The sequence below is a fragment of the Pseudomonas sp. zbq_18 genome, assembly GCF_043102245.1.
In the GTDB taxonomy this organism is placed as follows: Bacteria; Pseudomonadota; Gammaproteobacteria; order Pseudomonadales; family Pseudomonadaceae; genus Aquipseudomonas.
Genome location: NZ_JBICIT010000015.1, coordinates 71477 through 83484 on the forward strand (window position 1 = coordinate 71477; position 12008 = coordinate 83484).

Sequence of the window (12008 nt, forward strand, 5' to 3'; positions counted from 1 at the left end):
TCAGTCGAACAGCGAGCCCTTGCCCATGGCCTGCCCCGACCAGAGCGCCTCGATGCTCTTGAACCCCCACTCTTCGGCTGACTCGCGCCCGACAATCTTGTCGCGCCCAGCCAGTTTGCTCAGGTCGATCACCTCCTGGGGGATCGGCATCTTCGAGCGTGCCGAAAAGAACACCTTGACCCTGGGCGTGAGCAGCGATTTTTCGTGTTGCTCGATCACGACGCCCAAACGACCACTTTCCAGGCGTACCAGCGCACCCACCGGGTAGATCCCCACCGACTTGACGAAGGCCTGGAAGATCATCGGGTCGAAATGGCCTTTCCATTCGGCCATCTTGCGGATCGACTCGGCCGGGTCCCAGCCCTTCTTGTACGGCCGGTCCGAAGTAATGGCGTCGTATACGTCGCACACCGCGCCCATGCGGGCAAACTGGCTGATCTGCTCACCTGCCAAGCGGTGCGGATAACCGCTGCCGTCGAACTTCTCGTGGTGGTGCAGGCACACATCGATGACCAGGGCACTGACCTGGCGACAGTCGATCAGCATGCGCGTGCCGGCCTGCGGATGACTGCGCATGGTGCCGAACTCGGCATCGGTGAGCTTGCCCGGCTTGTTGAGGATGCTGTCGGGTACCGCCATCTTGCCGATGTCATGCAGCAGGCCGGCGACCCCGGCTTCGCGTACCTGTTCGTCGCTCAGGCCGAGCTGGCGGGCCAGCGCGATCATCAGGGCACACACCGCCACCGAGTGCATGTAGGTGTATTCGTCGCTGCTCTTCAGCCGCGCCAGGCTGATCAGCGCGTTGGGGTGACGCATGACCGAATCGGAGATTTCCTCGACCAGTTCGCGGGCGTGCTCCAGCTCCACCGCCTGGCCCATGCGCGCGTTGCTGAACATGGCGACCACCGCCTGCTTGGAGCGTGCGCACAGGCGTACCGCACGCTCTAGTTCGTCCTCCAGGCTGGCGCGGGCCGGCAAAGGCGCCGCCGAGGCGACCTCCAGCAGACGTGCCTCGGTCTCGGCCTCGACTTCCTCGACCGTCTGGCTGAGCTGCCCCGGGGCGACATCCAGGCCCTTGCTCACATCGATCCAGACTTCGCTGATATCGCTGTCGCGAATACGCCGCAGATCCTGCTCGGTCTTGAGCAGGAAACGTCCCCTCCAGAACGGGTGGTCCATCCATGAACCGCAGAACTCGTGGATATACATGCCGAGGCACAGCTCGGCTACAGCAATGCGTTTGAGCACAGTGGATGGCCAATCAGTCAAGGCACCAGCCTGGCGAGGACCCCCTGCGCCAGCCAAAGGCATAGTGCTATCAAGGCTGAGTCTAGGTGAGTCCTACCGTTCGCGGTAGACGATCCGATGGGTATCATGGGCGCGCCTGAACAAAGGGAACCTGTCATGCGTCGACTGCTTACCGCGCTCTGCGTCATCGTCCTACTGCTACTCAATACCCTGCTGCTGATCGGCCCGTTGCTGCTGATCGCCCTGCTCAAGCTGGCCGCGCCGAACCGACGGTTGCGCGCCCTGTTCTCGCGCGGAGTGATGTGGGTGGCGGAAACCTGGGCTGAGATCGACAAGCTGATCTTCGCCACCTTTACCCCCACCGTCTGGGACATTCGCGGCGGCGAAGGCCTGCGCCGCGACCGCTCCTACCTGGTGGTGAGCAACCACCAGTCCTGGGTCGATATCCCGGCACTGGTACAGGCCTTCAACCGCAAGACGCCCTACTTCAAGTTCTTCCTCAAGCAGGAGCTGATCTGGGTGCCCTTCCTCGGCCTGGCCTTCTGGGCGCTCGACTACCCCTTCATGAAGCGCTACTCCAAGGCCTACCTGGCGAAGAATCCGCAGATGGCCGGCAAGGACCTGGAGATCACCAAGCGCGCCTGCGAACGCTTCAAGGACCTCAACGTCACCGTAGTCAACTACCTGGAGGGCACCCGCTGCACGCCGGCCAAGCAGGCCCAGCAAGGCTCGCCCTACCAGCATCTGCTCAAGCCCAAGGCCGGCGGTGTGGCCTTCACCCTGGCGGCACTGGGACCGCAACTCGATGCCCTGCTGGACGTGACCCTGGTCTACCCCGGTGACCGCCCTCCAGGCTTCTGGGCGCTGATCAGCGGCCAGGTGCCGCGCGTGATCATGGATATCCGCAGCCGCGAGCTGGACCCGGCATTGTGGGCCGGTGATTACGAGCACGATGCGGAATTCCGCCAGTACGTGCAGGCCTGGGTGACCCAGCTCTGGCAGGACAAGGATCGCCTGATCAGCGAGCTCAAACAGCAGCTGTAAGCCCGCAGCGGGTGGGCGCCAGCCTGTTACAATGCCGGCCCCTTCCGCCCAGGTGCGTCCCGTGACCAGCTCCTTCGCCACCCTGCCGCTGTCCGCCGCCATGCGCGACAACCTCGCCGCTCTCGGTTATGCCGAAATGACGCCGATCCAGGCCGCCAGCCTGCCGTTGATTCTCAAAGGCCGCGACCTGATCGCCCAGGCCAAGACCGGCAGCGGCAAGACCGCCGCCTTCGGCATCGGCCTGCTGCACCCACTGAATCCGCGCTTCTTCGGCTGCCAGGCGCTGGTGCTGTGCCCGACCCGGGAGCTGGCCGACCAGGTAGCCAAGGAACTGCGCCGCCTGGCCCGCGCCGCCGACAACATCAAGATCCTCACCCTCTGCGGCGGCGTGCCGCTGGGCCCGCAGATCGGCTCGCTGGAACACGGCGCGCACATCATCGTCGGCACCCCGGGGCGCATCCAGGAGCACCTGCGCAAGGGCACGCTGAAGCTCGATGGCCTCTCCACCCTGGTACTGGACGAGGCCGACCGCATGCTCGACATGGGCTTCTTCGACAGCATCGCCGAAGTCATCGAGCAGACCCCGGCGCGCCGGCAGACCCTGCTGTTCTCCGCCACTTACCCGGATGGCATCGGCCAGTTGGCCGCACGCTTCCTGCGCGAGCCAGAGCGGGTGCAGGTGGACGCCGTGCACGACGACGAGCAGATCGAGCAGCGCTTCTACGAAATCGACCCCAAACAGCGCGAAGAGGCGGTGATCCGTCTGCTGCGCCACTTCCGCAAGCAGCCGGCGGTCGCTTTTTGCGCCACGCGCCAGCAGTGCGACGAGCTGGCCGCGCGCCTGGAGGCCGAGAAGATCTCCGCCGCCGCCCTGCACGGCGATCTGGAACAACGCGACCGCGACCAGGTGTTGACCCTGTTCGCCAACCGCAGCCTCAGTGTGCTGGTGGCCACCGACGTGGCCGCACGCGGCCTGGATGTCGCCGGTCTGGAGCTGGTGATCAACGTCGAGCTGGCCCGCGACCCGCAGGTGCATATCCACCGCATCGGCCGCAGTGGTCGTGCCGGCGAGAAGGGTCTGGCGCTGAGCCTGGTGGCGCCGGGCGAGGCCTATCGCGCCCAGGCCATCGAGGACGAACAGGGCAGCCCGCTGACCTGGCAGCTGCTCGGCGAGCTGAAGGACAAGGGTGAGGCGCTGCTGCCGCCGATGCACAGCCTGTGCCTGAGCGCCGGGCGCAAGGACAAGCTGCGCCCCGGCGACATCCTCGGCGCGCTGACGGGCGATGCCGGCATTCCCGGCGACAAGGTCGGCAAGATCGCCATCTTCGACTACCAGGCCTATGTCGCGGTGGAGCGCAACATCGCCAAACAGGCCCTGCAGCGCCTGGCCAGCGGCAAGATCAAAGGCCGCCCGGTCAAGGTGCGGATGCTCTAAAAGGACGGATGGCGATGCGCAATATCCTGGTGGTGGAAGACAGCCCACTGGTACTGAAGATTATCGAGCACCTGTTCCGTCAGGAACCGGACCTGCAGCCGCTGTTCTGCGCCAGCCTGGGCGAGGCCCAGGTCCTGCTGGAAACCTCCTCGGCACTGTTCTTCGCCGCCATCGTCGACCTCAATCTGCCGGACGCACCGCGTGGCGAGATCGTCGACCTGGTGATGCAGTTCAACCTGCCGTGCATCGTGCTCAGTGGCTCCTATGACGAGCACCGCCGCGACGAGCTGCTGCTTAAAGGTGTCGTCGACTATGTGCTGAAAGAAAGCCAGCACTCCTACGAATACGCCTTCCGCCTGCTGCACCGGCTGGAGAGCAACAGCCGCGTGAAGATCCTGGTGGCCGAGGACTCCGAAGCCACCCGCCACTTCATCCGCCGCGTGCTGACGCCACACCTTTACCAGATCATCGATGCCTGCGACGGTGAAGAGGCGTTGCGCATCCTGCGCGAGCAACCGGACATCGACTTGCTGCTGGTCGACCACAGCATGCCCGGCATCAGCGGCTTCGAACTGGTCAAGCTGCTGCGGCAGAAGATGAAGCGCAACGAGCTGATCATTCTCGGCCTCTCGGCCGACGCCAAGGGCTCGCTCAGCGCCATGTTCATCAAGCATGGTGCCGACGACTTCCTGCGCAAGCCGTTCTGCCCCGAGGAACTGAACTGCCGGGTGATGTTCAGCCTGGAGCGCCGCGACATGCTGCGCGCATTGAAACAGGCTGCGCTGTTCGATGCGCTGACCGGCCTGTACAACCGCAGAGCCTTTTACGAACAGGGCCTGGAGCTGCTGCGCCAGACCAAGAAAGCCGGACGCGACATCAGCGTCGCGATGATCGACCTCGACCACTTCAAGCGCATCAACGACGAGCACGGCCATGCCAGCGGCGACGCCGCGCTGGTGCAGTTCGCCCGCGCCCTGCGCCAGGCCTTTCCAGACAGCCTGCTGGGACGCCTGGGCGGCGAGGAGTTTGCCCTGATCAGTACACTCGACGGCGCCGCGCTGAACCGCGAGCTGGAGACGCTGCGCCGACACTGCGCAGCGCTCAAGTACGCCAACGGCGCCCCGCCCCTGGGCTTCAGCGCCGGTATTTACCATGGCCCGGTGGATGAACTGGAGAACCTGCTGCACCAGGCCGACATCGGGCTGTACCAGGCCAAACGCAGTGGCCGCGGACGCACACTCGGCAGCCATCCAGACTCGAACACTTAAATACCCGGCCACCGTAATAAAACTGGCACACCTTCTGCTTAGTATCAGGTAACTCCAGTTTTGGGGGCCTTGGTACAGGCAGGCCGGGGAATCCCCTCTTTTACACCCGAGCCAAAAAGGCCGCCCCAACGGGCGGCCTTTTTGCTGTCTACCCCGTGAAAACGGGGCTTTCGCCTGCGTCGCCCTGATCCTGCAGGGCCGCACACAGCGCCAACAGCGAGAAATACCCGGGGTTGAGCACGAACTGTTGTGGTGCAAGGTGCACCGATCCTGTTCACCCGGACAAATTGCCCTTCACTCTGGCAATGCCACATCGACCTTCAGTTGCCAGTGCTCGCCAGCCGGCTGCAGATCCTCGCGCACCGGCAACGCCGCGCCGAGTCCGACCAGCAGGATCTGCACATCACGGCCCTGGGCTTCTACCCGCCAGGCCAGGCTGCGCCCACCACGCTGTACCCGCCCGGCCTGGGTAGCCAGGTTCAAGGCCACGTCTTCCAGGCGAATAATCACCGCGCCGCCCTGCTCGCTGCGCTGAAAGCGAACCGGTTGCGCCAGCTGCAGCCTGAGCGTCAGGCCATGCGCATCGAGCACAGGGTCAACGGCGAGTACGGCCGGATGGCTGATCACCTCAGGCATCGGCATGACCCCGCCCCAGGGAATCTGATCGCGTACCACCCGACCGATCATCAGGCCGATCAGCATGGCCAGCAGCATCACCGCCATGAACCAGACCGAGCCTCGACGCAGACGCTCAATGCGCTCGCGCCGGGCGAGGGCAGCACGCTGCGCGTCGCCGTCAACGTGGTCAGTCAGGTGGTCGGGCAAGCTCAAGGCCAAGCCTCCATCAAATTCCGTTTCGCAGCGCCTGGCCGGAGCTGCGGCAGTTTAGAATGTCGCGCCCGATCATGACCGAGCCCACGCCATGTTCCACGTTGTCCTGTTCCAGCCGGAAATCCCGCCGAATACCGGCAACATCATCCGCCTGTGCGCCAATACCGGCTGCCAGCTGCACCTGATCGAGCCACTGGGCTTCGAACTGGACGACAAGCGCCTGCGCCGCGCCGGCCTGGACTATCACGAATACGCTACCCTGCAGCGCCATGCCACGCTGGACGACTGCCTGCAAAGCGTCAAGCCTACGCGCCTGCTGGCCTTCACCACCAAGGCCACGCACAGCTATGCGCAGATGCACTACCAGGCCGGCGACATGCTGCTGTTCGGCCCGGAAAGCCGCGGCCTGCCAGTGGACGTGCGCGAGAGCGTGCCCGATGCACAGCGCCTGCGCATGCCGATGCGCCCCGAGAGCCGCAGCCTGAACCTGTCCAACGCCGTCGCGGTGGTGGTCTACGAAGCCTGGCGGCAGCTGGATTTCGTCGGCTCCTGAAACGAAAAAGCCGCCCGCAGGCGGCTTTTTCATGCACAACGATCAGGCCTGGGCGGGGGCCTGCTGACGCTGCAGCTCCTGGGCATACAGGGCGTCGAAGTTCACCGGCGACAGCATCAGCGCCGGGAAGGAGCCACGGGTCACCAGGCTGTCCAGCGCTTCGCGGGCGTAGGGGAACAGGATGTTCGGGCAGAAGGCGCCGAGGGTGTGGCTCATGGAAGCGGCGTCCAGGCCCTTGATCAGGAAGATACCGGCCTGCTGCACTTCGGCGATGAAGGCGACCTCCTCACCGGTCTTCACGGTCACCGACAGAGTCAGCACCACTTCGTGGAAGTCGCCTTCCAGCGACTTCTGCTTGGTGTTCAGATCCAGTGCCACGCTCGGTGCCCACTCCTGGCGGAAGATTTCCGGGCTCTTCGGCGCTTCGAAGGACAGATCCTTCACGTAGATGCGCTGCAGGGAGAATTGCGCGCCTTGTTCGGCCTGGGCGGCACCGTTGTTTGCTTGTTCGGTCATGGCGGATCTTCTTATTTACGGGTTTCTGAAAGGATTCAGGATTGCAGCAGGGCGTCGAGCTTGCCGGCACGCTGCAGGGCATAGAGGTCGTCGCAGCCACCGACATGGGTGGCACCAATCCAGATCTGCGGCACCGAAGTGCGCCCGGCCTTGCGCGTCATCTCGGCGCGCACGTCCGGCTGGCCGTCGACGCTGATCTCGCGAAAGGCCACACCCTTGCTGCTCAACAGCTGCTTGGCGCGGATGCAGTACGGGCACCAGGCGCTGGAATAGACGACCACCTCAGCCATGTCACTTGACCACGGGCAGGTTGTCGCCGCGCCAGGTGGCGATGCCGCCGCCAAGCTTGGCTGCGGTGTAGCCGGCTTTCTGCAGGTCGCGGGCGACGCCACCGGCATGCTGGCCCAGGGCATCGACCACGATGATGGTCTTGGCCTTGTGCTTCTCCAGCTCGGTCATGCGGCTGCTGAGTTTTTCGTAAGGGATGTTCAATGCATCGACGATATGGCCGGCAGCGAAGTCCTTGTTGCTGCGGACATCCAGCACCAGGCCCTGGTCGGCATTGACCAGCGCGGTCAGCTCGCGGCTGGACAGGCTTTTGCCCCCCTTGCGCAGCTCGGTGACGATCAGCAGCACCAGCAGCACGGCAAAAGTGCCGACCAATGCATAGTGGTTAGTGGCAAATTCAATCAGGTGGGCCAACATCGCGGGGTTCCAAAGCCTTAAAATGGCGGCCAGTATACACAGCCCCACAGGTCGGCCAAGCCCCGCCCGGCGGTGACGCCGCGGGCTTATGGCCGTAAAATGCGCGACCTTTTTTGATCACCACAGCGAGCGAGCCTGCATGAGCGCCACGCCCAAACCCCTGGTTCTGATCATCCTCGATGGCTTCGGCCACAGCGACAACCCCGAGTACAACGCCATCCACGCGGCCAACACGCCGGTCTACGACCGCCTGCGCGCCACCTTCCCGCACGGCCTGATCTCCGGTAGCGGCATGGATGTGGGCCTGCCGGACGGGCAGATGGGCAACTCGGAAGTCGGCCATATGAACCTCGGTGCCGGCCGCGTGGTGTACCAGGACTTCACCCGTGTGACCAAGGCCATCCGCGACGGCGAGTTCTTCGACAATGCCGAGATCACCCGGGCCGTGGACAAGGCAGTCGGTGCCGGCAAGGCCGTGCACATCCTCGGCCTGCTCTCCGACGGCGGCGTGCACAGCCACCAGGATCACCTGGTCGCCATGGCCGAACTGGCCGCCCAGCGCGGCGCCGAGAAGATCTACCTGCACGCCTTCCTCGATGGCCGCGATACCCCGCCGAAAAGCGCCCAGCCGTCCATCGAGCTGCTCGATGCCACCTTCGCCAAACTCGGCAAGGGCCGCATCGCCAGCCTCACCGGCCGCTACTTCGCCATGGACCGCGACAACCGCTGGGACCGTGTCGAGCAGGCCTACAACCTGATCGTCGACGGCCAGGGCGAGTTCAACGCCGCCAGCGCCGTCGCCGGCCTGGAAGCTGCCTACGCACGCGGCGAGAGCGACGAGTTCGTCAAGGCCACCACCATTGGCGAGCCGGTCAAGGTGGAAGACGGCGATGCCGTGGTGTTCATGAACTTCCGCGCCGACCGCGCCCGCGAGCTGAGCCGCGCCTTCGTCGAGGCCGATTTCAAGGAGTTCGCCCGCGCCCGCACGCCGCAACTGGCTGGCTTCGTCATGCTCACCCAGTACGCGGCGAGCATTCCGGCGCCCAGCGCGTTCAAGCCGGAAGCGCTGACCAACGTGCTCGGTGAGTACCTGGCCAACAACGGCAAGACCCAGCTGCGCATCGCCGAAACCGAGAAGTACGCGCACGTCACCTTCTTCTTCTCCGGCGGCCGCGAAGAGCCCTTCGCCGGCGAAGAGCGCATCCTGATTCCGTCGCCGAACGTCGCCACCTACGACCTCAAGCCGGAGATGAGCGCGCCGGAAGTCACCGACAGGATCGTCGACGCCATCGAAAACCAGCGCTATGACGTGATCATCGTCAACTACGCCAACGGCGACATGGTCGGTCATACCGGCGTGTTCGAAGCCGCCGTCGCCGCCGTGGAGACCCTGGACAGCTGCGTCGGCCGCATCGTCGAGGCCCTCGACAAGGTCGGCGGAGAGGCACTGATCACCGCCGACCACGGCAATGTCGAGCAGATGGAAGACGAATGCACCGGCCAGGCGCACACCGCGCACACCTGCGAGCCGGTGCCCTTCATCTATGTTGGCAAGCGCCCGGCGACCATTCGCCAGGGCGGCGTGCTGGCCGACGTGGCACCGACCCTGCTCACCCTGATGGGCATGCCGGTACCGGCGGAAATGACCGGCAAGACCATCGTCCAGCTGCAGTAAATCGGAGCAATCCGTGAAACGCTCGCCGGCCACCGCCTGCGGGCGTTTTTTTTGCCCAGCGCCACGGGCATACTAGGCCGTCCCTCCGCACCCGGTGCCACATCAGCATGCTCCGCGCCCTCGCCCTTGTACTGCTCGCCAGCCTGACCGTGCCGACCTTCGCCGACCAGAAGGCCGAGACCCAGAAGCAGCTCGACGCGGCTCGCGCCGACGTCGCCGAGCTGAAAAAAATGCTGGAGAAGCTGCAGCGCGAGAAATCCAGCGTGCAGAAAGAACTGCAGCGCAGCGAAACCGAGATGGGCCAGTTGCAGAAAGAGGTCAAAAGCCTCGAAGGCGAGCTGCAGAAAAGCGAGGAAGAGCTCAAGCGCCTCGATCAGGAGAAAAAAAAACTCCAGCAATCGCGCCTTGAGCAACAGCGACTGATCGCCATTCAGGCCCGCGCGGCCTACCAGAGCGGCCAGCAGGAACCGCTGCGCCTGCTGCTCAACCAGCAGCAGCCGGAACAGTTCTCACGCACCCTCACCTACTACGACTACCTGGGCAAAGCTCGCCTGGAACAGCTCGAAGCCTTCAACGAAACCCTGCGCCAGCTGGCCAATATCGAGGCCGAGATCGGCAGCCAGCAGGCTCAGCTGCAGGCACAGAAGAGCGAGCTGGAGCAGCGCCGGGAAAAGCTCGCCGCCGTGCGTAAAGAGCGCCAGCAAGCCCTGGCCAAGCTGAACAAGGAATACGGCGCCGGCGACCGCAAGCTCAAGGCCAAAGAGCAGGAACAGCTTGAACTGGCCCGTGTTCTCAAGACCATCGAGGAAACCCTCGCCCGCCAGGCACGCGAGGCCGAGGAAGCCCGCCGCCTGGCGGCCCTCGAAGCCCGGCAGCCACGCAGTCCGGGCAGCAAGCCGCTGCCCCTGGGGCCGAGCGTGTCCAGCGCGGGCGGTAACTTCGGCGGCCCCTTTGCCAAGGCCAAGGGCAAGCTGCCCTGGCCGGTCGATGGCCGCCTGGTCGCCCGCTTCGGCAGCCCCCGCGATGGCGATGCCCGCGCCAAATGGGATGGCGTGCTGATTGGTGCCCGCGCCGGCAGCCAGGTACATGCGGTACACGGCGGGCGCGTGGTGTTCGCGGACTGGTTGCGTGGCGCCGGGCTTCTGGTCATTCTCGACCACGGTAACGGTTATTTGAGCCTGTACGGCCATAATCAGAGTTTGCTCAAGGATGCCGGCGACATCGTCAAGGCCGGCGAGGCCATCGCCACGGTCGGCACCAGCGGTGGCCAGGACACCCCGGCGCTGTATTTCGCCATCCGCCAGCAGGGCCGCCCCAGCGACCCGGCGCAATGGTGCCGCGCGCAGGGATGACAGCCGGATAGCTGTCGGCGCTTGATCATTTTTGGGAGTTCACATGCAGCAATTCCGTCGCCTCACCCCCCTCGCCCTGGCCATCGGCCTGCTGTTCGGCGGCCCGGCCATGGCAGCCAACGAAGCGGTCGAAGCCCCGACTGTCAGCGGCAAGGCGCCGCTGCCATTGGACGAGCTGCGTACCTTCGCCGAGGTGATGGATCGCATCAAATCGGCCTATGTCGAGCCGGTCGACGACAAGACCCTGCTGGAGAACGCCATCAAGGGCATGCTCAGCAACCTCGACCCGCACTCTGCCTACCTGGAGCCGGAAGCCTTCGCCGAGCTGCAGGAAAGCACCAGTGGCGAGTTTGGCGGCCTGGGCATCGAAGTCGGCACCGAGGACGGTTTCGTCAAGGTGGTCTCGCCGATTGACGATACCCCCGCCTCCAAGGCCGGCATCCAGCCCGGCGATTTGATCGTCAAGATCGACGGCCAGCCGACCAAGGGCCTGTCGCTGATGGAAGCGGTGGACAAGATGCGCGGCAAGGCCGGCAGCAAGATCACCCTGACCCTGGTGCGCGAGGGCGGACGACCGTTCGACGTGGTGCTGACCCGCGCGGTGATCAAGGTCAAGAGCGTGAAGAGCCAGCTGCTCGACGAGGGCTACGGCCTGATTCGCATCAGCCAGTTCCAGGTCAACACCGGCGAGGAAGTCGGCAAGGCGCTGACCAAACTGCGCAAGGACAACGGCAAGAAACTCAGCGGCCTGGTGCTGGACCTGCGCAACAACCCCGGCGGCGTCTTGCAGGCCGCGGTGGAAGTGGCCGACCACTTCCTCAAGAAGGGCCTGATCGTCTACACCGAGGGCCGCATCGCCAACTCCGAGCTGCGCTTCAACGCCGATCCAGCCGACGCCAGCGAAGGCGTGCCGCTGGTGGTGCTGATCAACGGCGGTAGCGCCTCGGCCTCCGAGATCGTTGCCGGCGCCCTGCAGGATCACAAGCGCGGCGTGCTGATGGGCACTGACAGCTTCGGCAAGGGCTCGGTGCAGACCGTGCTGCCGCTGAACAACGACCGCGCCCTGAAGCTGACCACCGCCCTGTACTTCACGCCCAACGGCCGCTCGATCCAGGCCCAGGGCATTGCCCCGGACATCGAGGTCAACCGTGCCAAGGTGACCCGCGAGCAGGGCGACGAGACGGTCAAGGAAGCTGACCTGGCCGGTCACCTGGGCAATGGCAATGGCGGCGCGGACAAGCCCAGCGGCAGCAAGAAAAAGCAGGAACCACGCCCGCAGGATGACGACTACCAGTTGAGCCAGGCGCTCAACCTGCTCAAGGGACTGAACGTCACCCGCAGCAACTGACTTTCCGCCACACGAAAAAAGCCCGGGCATGCC

At 64.9% G+C, this 12008-nt stretch carries 12 protein-coding genes; 7 read left to right on the plus strand and 5 right to left on the minus strand.

Translation table 11 applies throughout. The annotated features are described in order from the left end of the window. Positions 1–1248 (minus strand): HD-GYP domain-containing protein, encoded by a 1248-nt coding sequence (locus ACF8C6_RS12580; RefSeq protein ID WP_392499617.1) that lies wholly within the window; start codon positions 1246–1248, stop codon positions 1–3. A gap of 156 nt (positions 1249–1404) precedes the next feature. On the opposite strand from ACF8C6_RS12580, the gene ACF8C6_RS12585 reads away from it, so the two are divergent. From ACF8C6_RS12585 to ACF8C6_RS12595, 3 genes are read left to right on the plus strand one after another with little or no spacing between them, the layout of a single operon-like run. Further along, a complete protein-coding gene (locus ACF8C6_RS12585) occupies positions 1405–2292 on the plus strand; it encodes an acyltransferase (RefSeq protein ID WP_392499603.1) in 888 nt (295 codons plus the stop codon). Positions 2293–2323: 31 nt separating this feature from the next. After that, the gene (gene dbpA, locus ACF8C6_RS12590; protein WP_392499604.1) at positions 2324–3727 is read left to right on the plus strand and encodes an ATP-dependent RNA helicase DbpA; all 1404 of its coding nucleotides are present in this window, start codon (positions 2324–2326) and stop codon (positions 3725–3727) included. Between the two features lie 14 nt (positions 3728–3741). Next, positions 3742–4995: a diguanylate cyclase domain-containing protein gene (locus ACF8C6_RS12595; protein WP_392499605.1), complete on the plus strand. Its 1254-nt coding sequence runs from the start codon at positions 3742–3744 to the stop codon at positions 4993–4995. 294 nt (positions 4996–5289) lie between these two features. On the opposite strand, the gene ACF8C6_RS12600 is transcribed toward ACF8C6_RS12595, so the two are convergent. Continuing rightward, a complete protein-coding gene (locus tag ACF8C6_RS12600) occupies positions 5290–5826 on the minus strand; it encodes a hypothetical protein (RefSeq protein WP_392499606.1) in 537 nt (178 codons plus the stop codon). A 91-nt stretch (positions 5827–5917) separates the two neighbouring features. Between ACF8C6_RS12600 and trmL the strand changes: the two genes are divergently transcribed. Beyond that, positions 5918–6379: a tRNA (uridine(34)/cytosine(34)/5-carboxymethylaminomethyluridine(34)-2'-O)-methyltransferase TrmL gene (gene trmL / locus ACF8C6_RS12605; protein ID WP_392499607.1), complete on the plus strand. Its 462-nt coding sequence runs from the start codon at positions 5918–5920 to the stop codon at positions 6377–6379. A 42-nt stretch (positions 6380–6421) separates the two neighbouring features. Here the strand turns inward: trmL and secB are convergent, their stop codons facing one another. Genes secB through ACF8C6_RS12620 form a run of 3 tightly spaced genes read right to left on the minus strand, consistent with a single transcriptional unit; the run spans position 6422 to position 7600 of the window. Further along, positions 6422–6895: a protein-export chaperone SecB gene (gene secB / locus ACF8C6_RS12610; RefSeq protein ID WP_392499608.1), complete on the minus strand. Its 474-nt coding sequence runs from the start codon at positions 6893–6895 to the stop codon at positions 6422–6424. A 35-nt stretch (positions 6896–6930) separates the two neighbouring features. After that, complete coding sequence (gene grxC, locus ACF8C6_RS12615) at positions 6931–7185, minus strand: glutaredoxin 3 (RefSeq protein WP_341689720.1); 255 nt, start codon at positions 7183–7185, stop codon at positions 6931–6933. Position 7186: 1 nt separating this feature from the next. Next, positions 7187–7600 carry a rhodanese-like domain-containing protein gene (locus ACF8C6_RS12620; protein ID WP_392499609.1) on the minus strand — a complete coding sequence of 138 codons (414 nt, stop codon included), beginning with the start codon at positions 7598–7600 and terminating at the stop codon, positions 7187–7189. Between the two features lie 139 nt (positions 7601–7739). Between ACF8C6_RS12620 and gpmI the strand changes: the two genes are divergently transcribed. The 3 genes from gpmI (at position 7740) to ACF8C6_RS12635 (ending at position 11975) form a co-directional block, all read left to right on the plus strand. Continuing rightward, positions 7740–9275 carry a 2,3-bisphosphoglycerate-independent phosphoglycerate mutase gene (gene gpmI, locus ACF8C6_RS12625; protein WP_392499610.1) on the plus strand — a complete coding sequence of 512 codons (1536 nt, stop codon included), beginning with the start codon at positions 7740–7742 and terminating at the stop codon, positions 9273–9275. A 107-nt stretch (positions 9276–9382) separates the two neighbouring features. Next, on the plus strand, positions 9383–10627 hold the full coding sequence (locus ACF8C6_RS12630; RefSeq protein ID WP_392499611.1) for a murein hydrolase activator EnvC family protein: 1245 nt from the start codon (positions 9383–9385) through the stop codon (positions 10625–10627). A gap of 43 nt (positions 10628–10670) precedes the next feature. After that, positions 10671–11975 (plus strand): S41 family peptidase, encoded by a 1305-nt coding sequence (locus ACF8C6_RS12635; RefSeq protein ID WP_392499613.1) that lies wholly within the window; start codon positions 10671–10673, stop codon positions 11973–11975. The last annotated feature ends 33 nt before the right edge of the window (positions 11976–12008 follow it).

Bases quoted from the DNA above. Each gene is read 5' to 3' on its own strand.
- ACF8C6_RS12585 (WP_392499603.1), top strand. From the start codon at position 1,405: ATGCGTCGACTGCTTACCGCGCTCTGCGTCATCGTCCTACTGCTACTC.
- dbpA (WP_392499604.1), top strand. From the start codon at position 2,324: ATGCCGGCCCCTTCCGCCCAGGTGCGTCCCGTGACCAGCTCCTTCGCC.
- ACF8C6_RS12595 (WP_392499605.1), top strand. From the start codon at position 3,742: ATGCGCAATATCCTGGTGGTGGAAGACAGCCCACTGGTACTGAAGATT.
- trmL (WP_392499607.1), top strand. From the start codon at position 5,918: ATGTTCCACGTTGTCCTGTTCCAGCCGGAAATCCCGCCGAATACCGGC.
- secB (WP_392499608.1), bottom strand. From the start codon at position 6,895: ATGACCGAACAAGCAAACAACGGTGCCGCCCAGGCCGAACAAGGCGCG.
- grxC (WP_341689720.1), bottom strand. From the start codon at position 7,185: ATGGCTGAGGTGGTCGTCTATTCCAGCGCCTGGTGCCCGTACTGCATC.
- ACF8C6_RS12620 (WP_392499609.1), bottom strand. From the start codon at position 7,600: ATGTTGGCCCACCTGATTGAATTTGCCACTAACCACTATGCATTGGTC.
- gpmI (WP_392499610.1), top strand. From the start codon at position 7,740: ATGAGCGCCACGCCCAAACCCCTGGTTCTGATCATCCTCGATGGCTTC.
- ACF8C6_RS12630 (WP_392499611.1), top strand. From the start codon at position 9,383: ATGCTCCGCGCCCTCGCCCTTGTACTGCTCGCCAGCCTGACCGTGCCG.
- ACF8C6_RS12635 (WP_392499613.1), top strand. From the start codon at position 10,671: ATGCAGCAATTCCGTCGCCTCACCCCCCTCGCCCTGGCCATCGGCCTG.